General features: G+C 68.7%; 11 protein-coding genes. 4 read left to right on the top strand and 7 right to left on the bottom strand.

The features are described 5' to 3' along the window. On the top strand, nt 1-867 hold an 867-nt coding region (locus AC1DW3_RS24095; RefSeq protein WP_477935657.1), incomplete at its 5' end, for an alkaline phosphatase D family protein. 7 nt (nt 868-874) lie between these two features. Here the strand turns inward: AC1DW3_RS24095 and AC1DW3_RS24090 are convergent. After that, the gene (locus AC1DW3_RS24090) at nt 875-1,360 is read right to left on the bottom strand and encodes a cupin domain-containing protein (RefSeq protein ID WP_477935656.1); all 486 of its coding nucleotides are present in this window, start codon (nt 1,358-1,360) and stop codon (nt 875-877) included. Between the two features lie 29 nt (nt 1,361-1,389). Between AC1DW3_RS24090 and recQ the strand changes: the two genes are divergently transcribed. Continuing rightward, complete coding sequence (recQ, locus tag AC1DW3_RS24085) at nt 1,390-3,279, top strand: DNA helicase RecQ (protein WP_477935655.1); 1,890 nt, start codon at nt 1,390-1,392, stop codon at nt 3,277-3,279. A 9-nt stretch (nt 3,280-3,288) separates the two neighbouring features. Here the strand turns inward: recQ and AC1DW3_RS24080 are convergent, their stop codons facing one another. The 3 genes from AC1DW3_RS24080 to AC1DW3_RS24070 form a co-directional block, all read right to left on the bottom strand. Next, entirely contained in the window at nt 3,289-4,122 is an 834-nt protein-coding gene (locus AC1DW3_RS24080; protein ID WP_477935653.1) for a sterol desaturase family protein, read from the bottom strand. A 27-nt stretch (nt 4,123-4,149) separates the two neighbouring features. Next, the gene (locus tag AC1DW3_RS24075) at nt 4,150-4,773 is read right to left on the bottom strand and encodes a hypothetical protein (RefSeq protein ID WP_477935651.1); all 624 of its coding nucleotides are present in this window, start codon (nt 4,771-4,773) and stop codon (nt 4,150-4,152) included. A gap of 159 nt (nt 4,774-4,932) precedes the next feature. After that, complete coding sequence (locus AC1DW3_RS24070) at nt 4,933-5,217, bottom strand: hypothetical protein (protein WP_477935650.1); 285 nt, start codon at nt 5,215-5,217, stop codon at nt 4,933-4,935. A gap of 205 nt (nt 5,218-5,422) precedes the next feature. Here AC1DW3_RS24070 and AC1DW3_RS24065 point away from each other — a divergent pair, with 205 nt between their 5' ends. Then, nucleotides 5,423-8,944, top strand: coding sequence for a hypothetical protein (locus AC1DW3_RS24065; RefSeq protein ID WP_477935648.1), 3,522 nt, complete (start codon nt 5,423-5,425; stop codon nt 8,942-8,944). Between the two features lie 65 nt (nt 8,945-9,009). Beyond that, nucleotides 9,010-9,465, top strand: a complete 456-nt coding sequence (locus tag AC1DW3_RS24060; RefSeq protein ID WP_477935646.1) for a hypothetical protein — start codon at nt 9,010-9,012, stop codon at nt 9,463-9,465. Between the two features lie 622 nt (nt 9,466-10,087). On the opposite strand, the gene AC1DW3_RS24055 is transcribed toward AC1DW3_RS24060, so the two are convergent. The 3 genes from AC1DW3_RS24055 to AC1DW3_RS24045 form a co-directional block, all read right to left on the bottom strand. Then, entirely contained in the window at nt 10,088-11,518 is a 1,431-nt protein-coding gene (locus tag AC1DW3_RS24055) for a pectate lyase family protein (protein WP_477935644.1), read from the bottom strand. Nucleotides 11,519-11,797: 279 nt separating this feature from the next. Beyond that, nucleotides 11,798-14,758: an ATP-binding protein gene (locus tag AC1DW3_RS24050; protein WP_477935642.1), complete on the bottom strand. Its 2,961-nt coding sequence runs from the start codon at nt 14,756-14,758 to the stop codon at nt 11,798-11,800. An 85-nt stretch (nt 14,759-14,843) separates the two neighbouring features. Continuing rightward, nucleotides 14,844-16,049, bottom strand: coding sequence for a hypothetical protein (locus AC1DW3_RS24045; RefSeq protein ID WP_477935640.1), 1,206 nt, complete (start codon nt 16,047-16,049; stop codon nt 14,844-14,846). Nucleotides 16,050-16,230 lie beyond the last annotated feature (181 nt).

The following is a 16,230-nucleotide window of genomic DNA, read 5'->3' as shown; positions in this document are numbered from 1 at the left end:
GCGTCGTGCTGCAAGCTCGAGCACTTTCCGGTTCAACCCGTCTGGGGAGCCATCCAGGCCGCCCAACCGGACGCCCTCATCCTGGTGGGCGACAACATCTATCTCGAACATGACTTCCATAGCGACCCGGCCAAGTTGGCCGCCGAGCTGAGAAGCCTGTACGCGAAACAGAAGGCAGAGCCCAACTTCGCCGCGCTGCTGGCGGACATGGCGCAGCGCGGCAAGCCGGTGATCGCGATCTACGACGACCACGACTTCCTGGGCAACGACCGTTTTGGCGGCGGCGAGGACATCGCGCTGTGCGAGGCGGCGCGCCGCGAGCTGATCACGGCCTTCAGCCCGCTGCAGACCGGCAACGACGTCTACAGCCATCGGCGCCTCGGCCCCGTCGAGGTCATCGTGCTGGACGCGCGCTTCTACCGCCGCAAGATCACCGATTCCATCTTCGACCGCGACGGCATGCTGGGCGCCAAGCAGTGGGCCTGGTTCGAACACGTCGTGGCGACTTCAAACGCCCCCTACCTGCTGGTCGTGTCCAGCACCACCGCCTATGGCTACGGGGCCTTTGAGGATGCCTGGGAGCGCAGCCCTGCGGCCTTCAGACGGCTGTGCGACCTGCTGGGCGATCGGCCCGGCGCCCTGGTGCTGAGCGGTGACATCCACAACAACGATCGCTACGACGACGCCGGGCTGGTGGAGATCGTGACCTCCGCCGTCGCACGCAAGGGGCTGGTCTTCGGCAAACCACGCGCCAACTACGCCCTGTTCGATTTCGACGCGACGAGCCTGACCGTCCAGCAGCATGGCTTGAAGTCCGGCGACCGATGGACGGGCGTGCTGCCGCTGAACAACTGGCATTTGCCGTGAGGCCGGCTCAGGGTTCCCCGTCCCAGTAGTCCAGCCCGGCCTCCTTGCGCTGCAACAGGCGCAAACCCGGCGCGAAGACRCCGACCTTGCCCGAGTCCGGGTACTCGCAAACCTCGGGCTTTTCCATCGTGCTGATGCTGAGGTAGTGCAGCGGTGCGTCCGAGGTGTTGATGATGTGGTGGGGGTACTCGGGCCCCGGCGGGATGGTGATGACGTCGCCGGCCTTGATGGGCACCTGCTCGCCCGCGACGCGCAGCGTGCCCTCGCCCTGCAGCACGATGAACATCTCCTCCTCCGCATGGTGGAGGTGGTAAGGGCAGCTCATCTGGCCGGGTGCCACGATGTCGAAACTGGCGCCGAGCTTCTTCGCCGCGGTGCCCTTGGTGAGGCTGGTTGTCTCGGTGTCATAGCGCGGCGCGCGGACGAAGCGCTCGCGCGGCGCCTCGTTGAAATTGCGGATCAGCAGATCGCGCAATTCAGTGGGTGTGGGCATCTGGGGGCTCCTGGGACAATGGCGGCTGAATGAATCCGCCCCTGCATCTTCCCCAAGCCTCCGACGACCTGCAATCCGCAGCTCACCAGGTCCTGTCAGCAGTATTCGGCTACACCGCCTTCCGCGGCCAGCAGGCCGACATCGTCCAGCAGGTGGCCGCCGGCGGCGACGCGCTGGTGCTGATGCCCACCGGCGGCGGCAAAAGCCTTTGCTACCAGGTGCCGGCCATCGTGCGCCACACGCGCCAGCAGGGCGTGGCCATCGTCGTCAGCCCGCTGATCGCGCTGATGCACGACCAGGTCGGTGCGCTGGAGGAGGCCGGCGTGCACGCGGCCTTCCTCAATTCCAGCCAGACCGGCGAGGAATCCACGCGCATCGAGCGCGAGATGATGAGCGGGCGCCTCACGCTGCTCTACGCCGCGCCCGAGCGCCTGACGACGCCGCGCTTCCTGGCCCAGCTGGAATCACTGAACGAACGCGGCCTGCTGTCGATGTTCGCCATCGACGAGGCGCATTGCGTCAGCCAGTGGGGGCATGACTTCCGCTCGGAATATCTGCAGCTGAGCCTGCTGCACGAACGCTTCCCGGACGTGCCGCGCGTGGCGCTGACGGCGACGGCCGACGACCTGACCCGGGCCGACATCATCGAGAGGCTGCAGCTGCAGGACGCGCGCGTCTTCATCAGCAGCTTCGACCGACCCAATATCCGCTACCTGATCGCCGAGAAGACCGCCTCGCCGCGCGACCAGCTGCTGCGCTTCATCAACGACGAGCACGAGGGCGAGGCCGGCATCGTCTACTGCCAGAGCCGCAAGAAGGTCGACGAGACGGCCGTGTGGCTGGAGAGCGAAGGCATCAAGGCGCTGCCGTATCACGCCGGCCTGGACGCCGACGTGCGCCGCCGCCACCAGGACCGCTTCCTGCGCGAGGAAGGCCTGGTCATGGTGGCCACCATCGCCTTCGGCATGGGCATCGACAAGCCCGATGTGCGTTTCGTCGCCCACCTGGACCTGCCCAAGAACATCGAGAGCTACTACCAGGAGACCGGCCGCGCGGGCCGCGATGGCGCGCCGGCCGAGGCCTGGATGACCTATGGCCTGGCCGACGTCGTCAACCAGCGCCGCATGATCGACGACAGCCCGGCCGACGAGGTCTTCAAGCAGGGTCAGCGCGGCAAGCTGGACGCGCTGCTGGCGCTGGCCGAGGCGACCGACTGCCGCCGCGTTCGCCTGCTGAACTACTTCGGTGAGGATGCAAAACCCTGCGGCAACTGCGACAACTGCCTGAACCCGCCGCAGACCTGGGACGGCACCGAGGCGGCGCGCAAGCTGCTGAGCTGCATCTACCGCTTCCACCAGCGCGGCGAGCGCTTCGGCGCCGGTCATTTGATCGACGTGCTGCGCGGCAAGGCGACGGACAAGACGCGGCAGTACGGCCACGACCAGCTGTCCACCTGGGCTTGCGGGTCGGACCTGTCCGAGCAGCAGTGGCGGGCTGTGCTGCGCCAGCTGATCTCGCTGGGCCATGTGGCGGCAGAAGGCGAGTTCCACACGCTGGCCCTGCAGGACAGCGCCCGGGCGGTGCTCAAGGGCGAGGTGGAGTTGCGCCTGCGCGAGGCCGAGGAGAAGAAGCCGCGTGGCAAGTCCAAGACGGCGCGGGGCGGGGCCAAACCCAAGGCCGACCCGGCGCTGGGCCTGGACGGCGAAGGCCAGGAGCGCTTCGAGGCGCTGAAGGCCTGGCGCTCCGAGGTGGCCAAGGAACATGGCCTGCCGGCTTACGTCATCTTCCAGAACTCGACGCTGGCCGAGATGGCGCGCGTGCTGCCGGGCGACCTCGCCGAGCTGGGCGAGATCAGTGGCGTGGGGGCCAAGAAGCTCGAGGCCTATGGCCGCGAGATCCTGCGCGTGCTCGGGCGCTGAAGGCCCTGCTTAGCCCGGGCGCTTCCTGAACGGGCTGACCAACTGCTGGCCCAATGTTTCGGGCAGTTCACGGTCCGCGCCATACGAGGCGGGGAACTGCTGCGCGGGCAGGTGGTAGGTGCCGAACAGGCGGTCTATCCACGGAAACAGCGCTGCGTAGTTCTTGTTCAGCGTGCCCGGCATGTTGGCGTGGTGCCAGTGATGAAAGGCGGGCGTCACGACGAGCTGTTCCAGCCAGCCCAAACGCCACTTCAGATTGGTGTGCACGAAGAAGGCCCACAGCGTGGTGAGGGCCAGGTAGACCGCGACGGCCGCGTCCAGCCCGTCGTTGGCCTGGCGAATGCCGAGCACGACGATGGGTACCGCCGACACGGCGCGGGCGAAAACCAGGTCCAGCGGGTGGGCGCGCGTGTTGACCAGCCAGTCCATCGCCGTCGGGCTGTGATGGACGGCGTGCATGCGCCACAGCCATTCGTTTTCGTGCGACCAGCGATGCGCCCAGTAGAAGGCCACGTCGCCCAGCACCACCATGGCGGCGACGCGCACCGCGAAGGGCAGGCTCGCGACCCAGCCGTAAAAGCCGGCTGGCACGAGCCCGCTGACGAACCAGCTCAGGGCCACCGTCGCCATCACGGTCAGGAAGGGCGGCAGCAGCCCGCCCAGGAAGTAATAGCCCAGGTCCTGCGCCATGTGGGGGCGCAGGAAGCGCTGCGGCCGGATCGCAAAGCGGCGCTCCAGCAGGCCGAAGACCAGCGCCATCACCAGCAGCCAGACGCCCAGCCCCAGCGCCTTGTGCGGCAACGATGCCGCGAGCGCCTGCCACTGTTGCCAGACCTGGCTCAAGGCGCGCGACGCGTGGAGGTCAAGGGGTCAGGGGGCCTGGCGACGGCGCCGCAGCTTCAATCCAGCCAGGGCCAGCAGCCCCGCGGCGAGCAGATGTTGGGCCGAGACTTCGGGCACTGCCGCGGCCGTCAAGCTCACGCCGTCGACATTGAGKATCTCCGGATAGGAGCCCGGCAGGAACTCGGCCGCGAAGGTCAAGGCCTGTACCGTGGCCGTCGCGGTGAAGGTCATCGTCGACTGCACCCAGGTCTGCGCGCTGGCGGAGGTTTGCTGCCCCGTCTGGTCCTGGGCGCCGAACGTGACGTGCCATTGCTGCACGGCGCTGGGGCTCAGGGAGGTGTGGTTGGACATCGAGAAGAAGCTCAGCTGGTAGCTGGCACCGATCTGGAGCCCAGAGATGAGTTGCGTGATGCCGACGGCGTTGAAGCGGGGCGCGAACGAGTCGAGGTCCTGGATGCCGAAGTAGGAGCCGCCCTCCGGACTGGCGTGGTTCTCGAAGGATTGCCAGGATTCGCCGGTGGGCACCACGAGCGTCCAGCCGGTGGGGGCGCCGGCGCCGGCGAAGTTCATCGAGCCGTTGGTGACCAGGTTGTCCGCGGCGTGCGCCAGCAGGGGCGCAGCGAGGAGCCATGGCAGAAGTTTGAGCACCATCGCGGACCACCATCGTTGAGTGACGAGGGTGTGGACCGTAGTCCGGCCCGGGTCGCACAAGAATCCCTAGGGCCTCAGGTCGGGACGCGCATTCGGGGGGTGAGTGGTGCACCTCGCCCCAGTCAACAGCCCGGGGACGCCCGGGCTGTTCAGGGGATGTCAGCGGACGGCCGGGGCCACGTCGGCGCTGGCAACCTGGGTGGTGTCGACCGTGCGGCGGCCTTCGATGACGACGCGCGGCAGCTGCTCGATGGTGGCCACGGTCTCGGGGGTGCTCACGCCGCTGATGACCACGCGGTCCAGCTTGATGACGTCGGGTGTTTCGGCCGGCACGGTGAGCGTCATCCAGGTGGCGCCGGTCAGGGCGACCATGGCGACGAGGATGGCGGCGCTGACGGCTTGCAGGCGGGTGCGGGCGGCGGTGGTGGTGCTGATGCGGTTCATGGCGTACTTCTTTCTCTCTGGTGTGCCGCCAGTGTGTTCTCGAGGGGGGCTGCGATCTAAGGGTTTGCGATAGGTCGCGGTTTTTCGCGGATGAAATGCGGCCGGCGCGGATCAACAGTTCCGTCGTCAAACCTGAGGGCGCGCCCTGACGCCGCCGTGATGCGGTGCCGGGATACTCCTTCCCTAAAAGCTAGGGGGAAAAGTCATGGCACGCGGCAACGACGTCCAGCTCGGTGGCATCACCGACCTCAATCTGCTGGCTGACATCAAGCATGGCTTCGTCGATGCGCTGGAGGTCGTCACCTACGTCGACCGCCTGCGCAAGGTGCTGAAGACGCTCAACGGCCTGCGCCTGGGGTCGCGCGAGTCCAGCGCGCCCGCTTCGCCCTATACCGACATCGTCGCCCGTTGGCGCATCGTCCATTCCTTCCGCTGGAGCATCGTCGACGGCAAGGACGGCGCGCCCGACCGGCTGCTGCTGTCCGTCAACTTCGACGGCGGCTGGGAGCCCTATATGCGCGTCATCTGGGACCAGCTCGGCTCCACGCTGGACCTGATGCTCTGCCACACCGAGGGCTACACGCTGTCGCGTGACTGCAGCTTCGAGATCTATGCGCGCTGGGTGCGCGAGCACGAGATCTCGGCCGATTTCCTCTTCATCGCCTCCGGCCGCAGCGTCGGCGATGGCGAGTACCTGGCCCGGTTGGAGGCCGCCCAGCGCGGCCGCGCCAACGAGCTGGCCTTCAACCGCCTGCGCGCGCCGGCCTCCGGCGAGACCCCAGCGCTGCCGGACGGTGACAAGGAGCGCTTCGCGATGGCCACGCGCGGCCTGCTGCCGCTGGCCGGTCTGTACACGTTGCAGCGGTACTTCGGCGCCGCGGCGCCCGACCGCGACTGCCTGTTGCGGGCCACGCAGGACGTGCTGTTCGAGCTGCGCCAGCTCGACACTGCCCAGCAGTTCCCCAAGGACGGCGGCAAGACGGCCGGCGGCCAGCTGCGCCAGCGTCATCACGAAATGCTGGCCTGGTTCGAGCAGGTCCTGCCCGAGCCCGAGGTCAAGGCGCGCGAGCTGCCGCTGCTGCCCGGCGACCTGCAGTGCTGCCTGCTGACCAAGCCGCCCGGCAACCGCGGCGGCCTGGTGCTGTTGCGCGTGGCCCAGCCCACCCAGGCCGTGGCTTGGCTCAGCACGGCGCCCGTGCAGCGCGACGACGAGGACGGCGCCCAGCTGACCGCCTGGCGCCAGGTCGCGCTGACGCTGTCTGGCCTGAAGGCGCTGGGCGTCCCGGCCGCGCGGCTGGACCGCTTCCCGCAGGCCTTCAAGGAGGGCATGGCCGCCCGCGCCGGCCTGCTGGGCGATGTGCGCCACAACCACCCGACGCACTGGACGCTGGCCCGCCACGTCAACGGCATCGACCGCATTGACCCGGCCAACGCCCATGTGCTGGTGCAGTTGCGCTTCCCGGCCACCGAGCCGGGCGAGAACTTCAGTGCGGCCGACGACAAGCGTCTGCGTGAGCTGGCCCACGAGCTGACCGTCAACACCGGCCTGGCGCTGATGGCCATCGAGCCCATGCGCAGCAATGCGGCCGACAAGGAGCACTTCGGCTTCAAGGACGGCATCAGCCAGCCCGTGCTGGGCGGTGAAGCGACCGGCCAGTCCTGGGACGACCGCGTCAAGACCGGCGAGGTGCTGCAGGGCTTCCCGACCGAGCGCGACAAGGGCCATGCCGTGCCCGAGCAGCCCGACGCGCTGCTGGACCGCGGCAGCTTCCTCGTCGTGCGCAAGCTGCGCCAGTACACCGGACGCTTCGCCAGGCGTACCTACCAGGAGGCCAGGAAGATCGGCCTCGACCACGAGCTGGTGATGGCCAAGCTGATGGGTCGCTGGCAGGACGGCCGCGCGCTCGCGGCGCCCGAGGCCGCCGGCAGCGGCAACGACTTCAATTTCGCCAAGGACGGGCAAGGCTCGGCCTGCCCCTTCCACTCGCACATCCGCCGCACCAACCCGCGCGACCTGGCCGGCACCGCGTTTTCAAAGAGCCGCATGCCGCGCATCCTGCGGCGCGGCATGAGCTATGGCGCGCCGGTGCATGCCGACGCCCCCGACGACGAGGACCGCGGCCTCGTCTTCATGGCCTACAACGCCCACCTGGCCGAGCAGTTCGAGGTGGTGCAGCGCTGGGTGGCCGGCGGCAACGCCAGCGGCGGCTATTCGGCGCAGAGCGACCCGCTGCTGGGTGTCGTCGATGGCAGCGGCGGCCCGCGCCTCTTCCCCTTCGAGCATGGCGGCAAGCCCTATGAGATCGACCTTGGTCCCGAGCCCTTCGTCACGCTGCAATGGGGCGCCTATTTCTTCCTGCCCTCCGTCGTCGCGCTGAAGGCCCTGCCCGGCCTCGTCGAACTGCCCCTGCCGCTGCCTGCTCCCACGCCTTTGCCCGAGCGCGTGCCGGACCTGCAGGACAAGGCCGCCTGCCAGCTGTGGCTGGAGGACACCACCAGCCGCGACGGCGCCTGGGCCTGGGTGCGCGCCCAGCCTGGCGGCGTTGTCGACACCGCCTATGGTGTGCTCGTGGGCGCGCCCGAGCGTGTCTGCGAGGTGCTGCGCAACGCCCCCGACCGCTACTCCGTCAGCGGCTATGGCGAGCGCATGCACGACTCCATCGGCGTGGGCTACCTGGGCCAGGACGACGACAGCGGCCACCGCGAGCTGGCGCCGGCCATCAACGCCGCCATCGAGGCCTACAGCGAGGCGCAGTGCTATGCCGAGGCCTATATGGCCGCCAAGCTTGGCCTGCAGGGCCTGAAGAAGGAGGCTCGCACGCTGCTGGCCGCCTTCCCTGCCTCGCAGAAGCCCGTGGACCTGCCCACCGACACGCCGCTGGACTTCGAGCGCCTCAGCGAGGGCGTGCTGGCGGCGCTGTGCCAGCGCTGGTTCGGCCAGCCCGATGGCCGCCACATCTGGGGCACCGAGTTCCACGCCGAGGCCTACCCCAACGGTGTCGCGCCGCGCTGCCCTCGCGACCTCATCAAGGTCTCGCGCCATGTTTTCGGTCCCTACCCGACCGACGCCGTGAAAGCCGAGGGCCGCGCCGCCGGCCGCCGCTTCACGGCCGCCGTCGAGGCCTGGCTGGCCGAGCCCGGCGTCAAGCTGCCGCCGCTGGGCCAGAAGATCGTCGACGAAGCCCGCGCCGTGCCCGGCGCCCCGCCCGACCTGCCGGCGCGCATGCTGGCCGGCATCATGCTGGGCTTCCCGCCCACCACGCATGCCAACCTGATCACGGTGCTGGCCGCCTGGGTGCAGACACGCAAGCTGTGGGAGCTGCAGCCGCAGTGGAACGCGGTGGCGCCCGAGACGCAGGACGCTCCGCCGCCCTACGCCGAGGCCGTGGCCTGCCTGCGTCCGACGTTGATCGCGACGCTGAACCAGCGCCCCACGCCCTTCCAGATCTGGCGCAAGGCGCGCGTGGCGCACAAGCTGGGGCAGGTGGACATCGAACCTGGTCGCGTCGTCATCGTCGGCCTGGGCTCGGCCACCCAGCAGGACCCTTTGCGCCACCACGTCGCCTTTGGCGGCGACTGCAACGACCCCCTGGGCCGGCCGCCGCATGCCTGCTCGGGCTATGGCATGGGCATGGGCGTCATGCTGGGCGTCATCGCTGCGGTGCTGGATGCGGGGGTGCTGCGCTACACGGGGGCGCCGACGGTGGTGGCGATGGGGGTGGATTGAGGGTGTTTGTGACGCCGGATTCCACCTGAGCACACCAGCTTATTTCCAGATAGCGGAGGTATTCAATGTCCGAAGTCAAAGATGTGGTGGCACGAGTTCAGCAGCGTGCTGAGGCATCGCGAAAGTCTTACTCGCGGATCTTTCTTTGGATGTTCGTTTCGGCTGCGCTTGTCGTCGTGGTCTTCGCCTTCGGAGCCACGCTATCGAATATCGATAAATCGGATGCTTCGTCGGCGCTCTGGGCACATGCCCTGGGAAGGATCGGCGCGGTAGTCGTAGCGATCTACGTGCTCCAGCTTATGTACTCGTTTGCGCGCTACCACGCACGTATGGCTAGCCATCTCGAGGCAACTGCAGACGTTCTGGAACTGGCAGCGGATGATTTTTCGAACTTGGAATTGCTTCAGCGATGCCTTCTGCCGACCTCAGTTGACTTCGGCAAGTCTCCGACGTCGCCGTTGGAAAGGGCGTTGGATTTGGCTGACGAGTTGGCGAAGCGTTCAGCGTCCTCCAAAAGCTAATGAAGCCTTGGGCGCTTTGGGTGTTGTCCGTTTGCCGGCCTTTGCCGAAGGAATTTTCTCTTGATGCTTGGATCACTGTTCCGCGCTTCGATTCCGAGTCAGGCGCTCGAATACGCGGGCTTCGTGCTCGCCCATTGCGCGGCGGTTGCTGATGCAAACCGGGGAGGTGAACTCATCTGCCCATTCGCTGTCGTGACAGGAAGCGATGGAAGGCACGTGATCAACTTCGAGTCCGAGACTCAACAGGAGGCCGTCGCCAAAGGTTGGGCGAGCCTAGACGACGCCAGGTCTGGCGGAGTCTGGTGGGCGTTCGGCCGCGAAGGCATATACAGAGACCCCGACGGCCAAGGTACTGATGTACTGACGGTCAGCGTTTGGCTTCCCCGCATGAGCCAGCACTACAGCGTTATGCAGCGCTTTGGCAGAGGAGCCCATCAAGAGCTCCATCTCATTGGAGAAGCAGAGTTGCTTGCGCACAAGACTGAGCAAGCCGAGGCTGTTTCGCGTTGGGACCAGACGGCGCTCGCGCGTGGCATCGCTTCCCACCCTCAAGGGTTGAGGTGGGCAGAGTGGCGAGCACCGTAACCGGCACCCGCACCACGGGCGCCGGCTCACTATTTCATCAGCAGCTGACCTTCGCGAAGTTCGTCCCCGCCCCCGCCGCCGCCGGCAGCTTCTGCTTCACGCAGGACGGCGCCTGCAGCGAGTAGCTGTAGGGAATGCCGAGCGGGAAGGTGGCGGTGCTGACCCAGTCGGTCGCATCGCGCGACGGTGACGAACCGCTGGCCACCCAGGTGATGCCATAGGTCGCGAAGTCGGCCGGGCTGGTGATGTTGTTGCTGCGCAGCTGCCAGTAGCCGATGGACGAGCTGTCGCGCGAGGTCACCGGGTTCTGCGAATTCTCGAACCAGTTGCCCTCGATCAGCGAGTAGCCGCCCATGCGGATGTTGGCGCCCGAGGTCAGGATGCCCGAGTACAGGTTGTTGTACAGATGGGTGTAGCCGGCGCGTTGCAGCGGCAGGCGCGAGCCCACATCCTTGTAGTGGTTGTGGTGGAAGGTGATGAAGCGGTCGCTGGCGTCGCTGTCGCTGGAGCCGATCAGGCCGACCTTGTGGTGGTCGTGGATGTAGTTGTACGAGTAGGTGATGTGGTGGGCGCCGGCCTTGTTGTCGACGAGGCCGTCGAACTCCAGGTCGCCCGCTCCGCTGCACTCCTTCAGGCTGCTGAACAGGGTGTTGTGGTCGATCCAGATATAGCCCGGCGTGCCTCCGCTCTGGCCCTCGATGCCGATGGCGTCGATGCTGCCGGGCAGCAGGCCGATGGTCATGTTGCGGATGATGATGTTCTGCGCCGCGGCCTTGATGGCCAGGCCGAAGTTGGCCGCCGAACCGTTGGCGCCTTCGATGGTCACGTTGTTCTTGTTCTTGATCTCGACGATGGCGCCGGCCGGCTTCTGCCACTGCGTGCAGGCGTCGGGGATGGTTCCGAAGTCGAATGTGCCGGTGTAGCGCAGCACCAGGCCGGAGCTGCCGTCATAGGCATTGAGGGCCGCCTGCATGGCGGCGGCGGTGCTGACGGTCACGGCCGTCTTGCTGCCGCCGCCGGTGACCGTGCCGGCATAGCCGCCGCTGGCGCCGGCCGGGGCGGGTGCGGGTGTCGGAGCGGGGGAAGGTGCCGGGGTCGGGGCAGGGGTGGGAGCGGGTGTGGGCGCCGGAGTCGGTGCGGGCGTGGGGGCCGGCGTCGGGGCTGGTGACGCCACCGGGCCGAGGGCGCATTTCTTGGTGATGCCGGGATTGGGGTCGGAGCCGAAGGTGGCCGTCGTGCAGGCGATGTCGCCCTTGAGGTTCTTGATGACCCATTTGTCCTTGATGCCATAGGACACGGCGCGGGTGCTGGTGCCGACCTTGCAGGTTTCGCCTTCGTCGGCGCATTTGGAATAGCCCGAAGGCCAGTCGACGGCGTGGGCGGCCGAGGCGGCCAGCAGCAGCGACATGGCGGCGCCAGCGGAGCGCACGGCGGGCAGGGGCGGGGGGGTGAGCTTCTTGGTGATCATGGGGAATGTCTCCTGTCGTTGTGGGGCAGCGCGGTTTCCGTCCGGATGCGCGCAGCGTGCCGTCGCCGGGGCCGAGGAGTGGCCGCCACGAAGGCTGTCGGGGCAAGGGGGAAGAAAACCGGTGCCGACGTCAGGTCGCTACCGGTCGATCCGCGCGCATGGGCACGGCGACGTCAGGTCGGTGCGGCATCGCCGCGCATCGCGGGGCAACTATGAAACGGCGTTCTGTTTTATTGGATACGTGGTTTCACGTAGCCGTTGGCTGTGACGCGACAGCGTTCAGAGCTGCAGGGCCCGCTCCAGGAAGCCGGTCATCCCGAGGCGCTCGAACTCCCGTCCGGCGCGGTCCCGCGCCGCCTGCCAGCTGTCGTCCAGCCTCAGCTCGGCCTCCAGCAGCGCCGTCACGGCGGCCTCGTGCAGGGAGCTGCGTTGCTCGCCGGCGCCGCGCGCCAGGCCGAGATAGCGCTTGGCGCGCTCGCCGTCGCCCATGCGGGCGGCCAGGCGGGCGGTGGCACGGTAGGCCATGGCGCCGCCGATCCAGTCGTGCTGGCGGCCGCGCTTCAGCGCCAGCGCGACATGGTGGCGGGCGGCGCCGGCGTCGCCCTGGGTGGCCAGGATGTCGGCCAGCCAGCCGTGCTGGAAGCTGCTGTACAGGCCGCCGCCGCGCGGCGCCAGCCAGGCGGTGGCGTCGAGGATGTGCTGGCGGGCCGTCGGGTCGGCCTCCTGCATCCAGGCGCCATAGGCCCCGGCCGCATGGCCCATGGCGCAGGTGAACATGCTGCGCACCTGGGCGCCGACACGGTGGGCGACGAGGGCGGCCTCGCGCGCCTCGGCCCAGCGGCCCTGCCACAGCAGCACGGCGGCACGCCAGCCCTGGATGCTGGCCTCGACGGCGTGGCTGCTGCCGTCGAAAGGCGTCAGGGCTTCGCCGAACAGCTCGTGGGCCTGCTCGAAATGGCCCTGGTCGCCCAGCACATAGGCACGGCAGCACAGCGAGAAGGACAGGCCGATCTGGTTGACGGCGCTCTTGCGGGCGCGGGCGCGCTGGCGGGCGATGGCCAGGTCCAGCATGGGCAGGGCGTTGGCGTAGTCGGCCGCGGCGGCCTGCAGCTGGCCGACGGTGCCGGGCAGCTGGGCCAGCAGCGCGTGGTCGCCGCAGTCCTGGGCCATCTCGACGGCGGCGCGCGCATGGCGCAGGCTGTCGCGCGTCTCGCCCAGCGCGTAGCCGACATAGGAGAGCCAGTATTCGGTGCGGGCGATCAGGCCGGTGTCGCCGCTGGCCTTGGCCAGCGCGGCGGCATGCCTGAGCACGCGCAGGTCGTCCTGGGAGGCATCGAAGACGCAGGCCATGCCCAGGCGCTGGGCGATGCCGACCCAGCGGCGCTGGCGCGCGTCGTCGTCGGCCAGGAATTCCAGCGCGGCCAGCGCGGCGCGGAACTGCTTCTTGGCGCGGTCCAGGGCAGACGCGGCCAGGGCCTGGTCGCCGGCGGCCTCGGCATGGTGGGCGGYGGCGGGCCAGTCGTTGGCGGCGGCGCCGTGGTAGGCCAGTTGCTCGTGCAGCTCGTTGCCGCCGTGGGCCGTCAGCTCGATGCTGATGCGCCGGTGCAGGGCCTGGCGCTCATGCAGGCCGGTGGCTTCGTAGACGACGTCACGCGTGATGCCGTGCTTGAAGCGCAGATGGCCGGGGCGCTGGTCCGGGAAGATGAAGTCCTGGGCCGCCAGGGCCTGCACATCCGGGTGCTGCTCGCCGCGGCCGGCCAGGGCTTGCAGCAGCCAGACCGGGATGACGTTGCCGATGACGGCGGCCAGGCGCACGAGCTGGGCCTGTTCGGGCGGCAGGCGGCCGACGCGCGACTCGACCAGCGCGGCCAGCCAGGCCGAGCTGCTCTGGCCCGCGACCAGGCCTTCGCCGGTGTCGGCCGCGGCGTGGCAGAGCTCCTCGATGAAGAGGGGGTTGCCGCCGGCATGGCGCTGCACCTCGGCGGCGATGAAGGGGTCGATCTGCGGCAGAAGCTGCTGCACGGCGCGCGCCGCCTCGGTCTCGGTCAGCGGCGGCAGCTCGATGAGGTCGGCGTCGCCGTCGTTGGCGCCGGGCAGGGCGGGCTGAGGCCGACTGGCGGTCAGCAGCAGCAGCGGCAGCCCCTCGCGTTCGGCGCCGGCGCGCAGCCGGTGCAGCAGGCGCAGCGAGGCGTCGTCGGCCCATTGCAGGTCGTCGATGAAGACGAGCTGGGGCGTGCGACGCGCCAGCGCGAGCAGCAGCGTCAGCAGGGCGTCGGCGCGCTGGCCGGCCTGGCTGTGTTGGGCGGCGAAGAGTTCGGGCGGCGCGTCGTGCAGGCCGTCCAGCCCGCGCAGCATCTGCAGGAAAGGCTGCAGTGGTTCGGCGCTGAGGTAGCTCTCGCAGTAGCCACGATGGATCTGGCAGGCCTGATCGGCCGCGCGGCGCAGGAACTCCTCGGTGAGCCGGGTCTTGCCCACGCCGGCGCCGGCGCGTATGCCCAGCCACAGCGTGTTGCCGTGCAGAGCGCGGGCGAGGGCGGCGTCCAGCGAAGTCAGCTCGGCCCCACGGCCGACAAAGGGCGCGAGGCCGCGGCGCACGCTGGCCTCGAAGCGCCGGCCCACGGGGGCGCGGCCGAAGACGCGGTAGGCGGCCAACGGCGTTGCGCGGCCGCGCAGCTGCAGCGAGAAGCGCGGGCCGGTGTCGAAGAACTGGCTCTGCAGGCCCAGGCTCTCTTCGCTGGCGATGATCTCGTCGCGCTTGGCGGCCTCGGACAGGCGGGCCGCGATATTGGGCGCGTTGCCGAGCAGCTCGAAGCGGCCGCGCATCTGGTCGCCCTCGTTGATGAGGACGATGCCGGCATGGATGCCGCTGTGCAGGGCCAGGCCGGGGAAGTCGGCCGGCCGCGGGCCGGGCGGCAGCAGCTCGCGCACGGCGGTGTGCAGCTCCAGCGCGGCCTCGGTGGCGCGGCGGCCGTCGTCCTCGCGCACCTCGGGGTGGCCGAAGACGGCCAGCATGCCGTCGCCCTGGATGCGGGCGATGACGCCGCCGTGGTGGGGCACGATGCGTTCGTACAGCGTGCGCAGGCCCGCCAGCATGGCCGCGTAGTGCTCGGCCTCCATCCACTCGGCCATGGCGGTGGAGCCGCTGAGGTCGGCAAACAGCAGGGTCAGCAGCCGGCGCTGGCCAACCGGCGCAGGAGGGGCAGCGAAAGGAGCGGAGGACTCGGTCACGGCGCTGGTCATCCTAGCCGCTGCACCCAGGGGGTGAACGCATGAACAGGCCGTTTGGGGTCAGGGCTCTACTGGTTTTGTAACCTCTGGACCTTCGTCAACCTTGCAGCGGCGCGAAATCGGTGTCCGCCACGGTGCGTGGCGCGTCCGGGGGCAGGTCTTCCTCGCGCAGGCCGAGGTAGATGGGCTCGCCGTTGCGGCGGTGGATGTTGATCTTGGCGTTGTAGACGCGGTGGATCAGCCCATGCTTGTCGGCCATCTGGTATTCGCTGATGCCCCACAGGCCGGTCGAGTCACGCCGGCCGGTCAGGTAGCAGGCGATCTCGTCGACCTCGGAGCCGGCCAGCTTCAGGCCATTCAGGCTGCGCAGCGGCGCGCGCGTGCGCTCGACGAAATCCAGGCTGTCGATGTGCACGTCTTCAGCGTTGGACTCATCGTGCATCAGCGTGTTGAACTTGCCGACCAGGATCTGGCCCGGCTCGGCGCGCTCGATCATGCGGGCCAGTTCGATGGTGACCTGGCCGACCAAATAGCTGAAGGAGGTCGGGTTGAGCCCTTCGGATTGGTAGAACTCGTAGTGCGAGCCGACGTGGAAGCAGGCGCGCAGCTTGGGCACCGATTCGGGCCGCGTCGCGCGCTCGCGGGCCAGCGCGTTGTCGGCCAGGATGAACTGCATCAGCTGGTAGAGCTCGACATTCGCCTCCACGCCGCGCATGCGGTTCCAGATGTAGAAGCCGTCACCCGTGGTGGTGCGGGCGAAGTTGATGTTGATCTCGCGGTCCAGCAGCTTGGCGTAGGCCGCATTCACCGAGCAGGACAGGCTGTTCAGCTGCACGACCTGCTGCAAGGGGGTCAGCAGCGAGAAGCCGACGGCGTCGAACAGGATGACGGCACGGTCCTCGACGAGGCGGATGCCATAGCGCGCCGCGATGGCCGCGATCAGCGGCAGGCCCAGGCCGCGCTCGGGGTTGAAGGGCAGGTCGATGAGCTTGGGCGCGACGCCCAGGGCGATGGCCACCGTATCGAAGGGCTGCTTCTCGAGGTGCTCCTGGTTGGACAGCAGCTTGTCCAGCAGGCGCGTGCGCCGCGCCACCTCGGCCGGCGGCGAGGTGCCGTCGCCCAGCGTGTACTCGGTCAGCATCTGGTGCGGCGCGACGAGCACGCGCAGGCCGCGGGCCTCGGGTGTCCAGGCGTAGATCAGGTTGTCACCCAGGCCCCACAACGTGTAGAGCGCCTGGTCGAGCAGGATGATGTTCTCGCGCAGTGCGGTTTCGCTCAGGCCGGCCGGGGCTGGATAAGCCATGAAGCCATCCAGCCAGGACCGGCGTTTGCGCAGCTCTTCTTTCACAAGCAGGCTCCAGTCAGAAGCCTGGATTGTCTTTCAGGCCGAGGCTACTGGCTTACCCCAAGCCGACTCGTCGGCACAGCGCGGGCCACCGGCCTGCTGCGCCGGCGACTCGGCTCGGTGATCGTGGGTCATCTGA

This window comes from Roseateles sp. P2_H4 (assembly GCF_056403315.1).
This window is presented reverse-complemented; position numbering and strand designations above follow the sequence as displayed.

Excerpts from the sequence above, each read along its gene's own strand:
- recQ (WP_477935655.1), top strand. The coding sequence starts at position 1,390 with ATGAATCCGCCCCTGCATCTTCCCCAAGCCTCCGACGACCTGCAATCC.
- AC1DW3_RS24070 (WP_477935650.1), bottom strand. The coding sequence starts at position 5,217 with ATGAACCGCATCAGCACCACCACCGCCGCCCGCACCCGCCTGCAAGCC.
- AC1DW3_RS24065 (WP_477935648.1), top strand. The coding sequence starts at position 5,423 with ATGGCACGCGGCAACGACGTCCAGCTCGGTGGCATCACCGACCTCAAT.
- AC1DW3_RS24060 (WP_477935646.1), top strand. The coding sequence starts at position 9,010 with ATGTCCGAAGTCAAAGATGTGGTGGCACGAGTTCAGCAGCGTGCTGAG.
- AC1DW3_RS24055 (WP_477935644.1), bottom strand. The coding sequence starts at position 11,518 with ATGATCACCAAGAAGCTCACCCCCCCGCCCCTGCCCGCCGTGCGCTCC.
- AC1DW3_RS24045 (WP_477935640.1), bottom strand. The coding sequence starts at position 16,049 with ATGGCTTATCCAGCCCCGGCCGGCCTGAGCGAAACCGCACTGCGCGAG.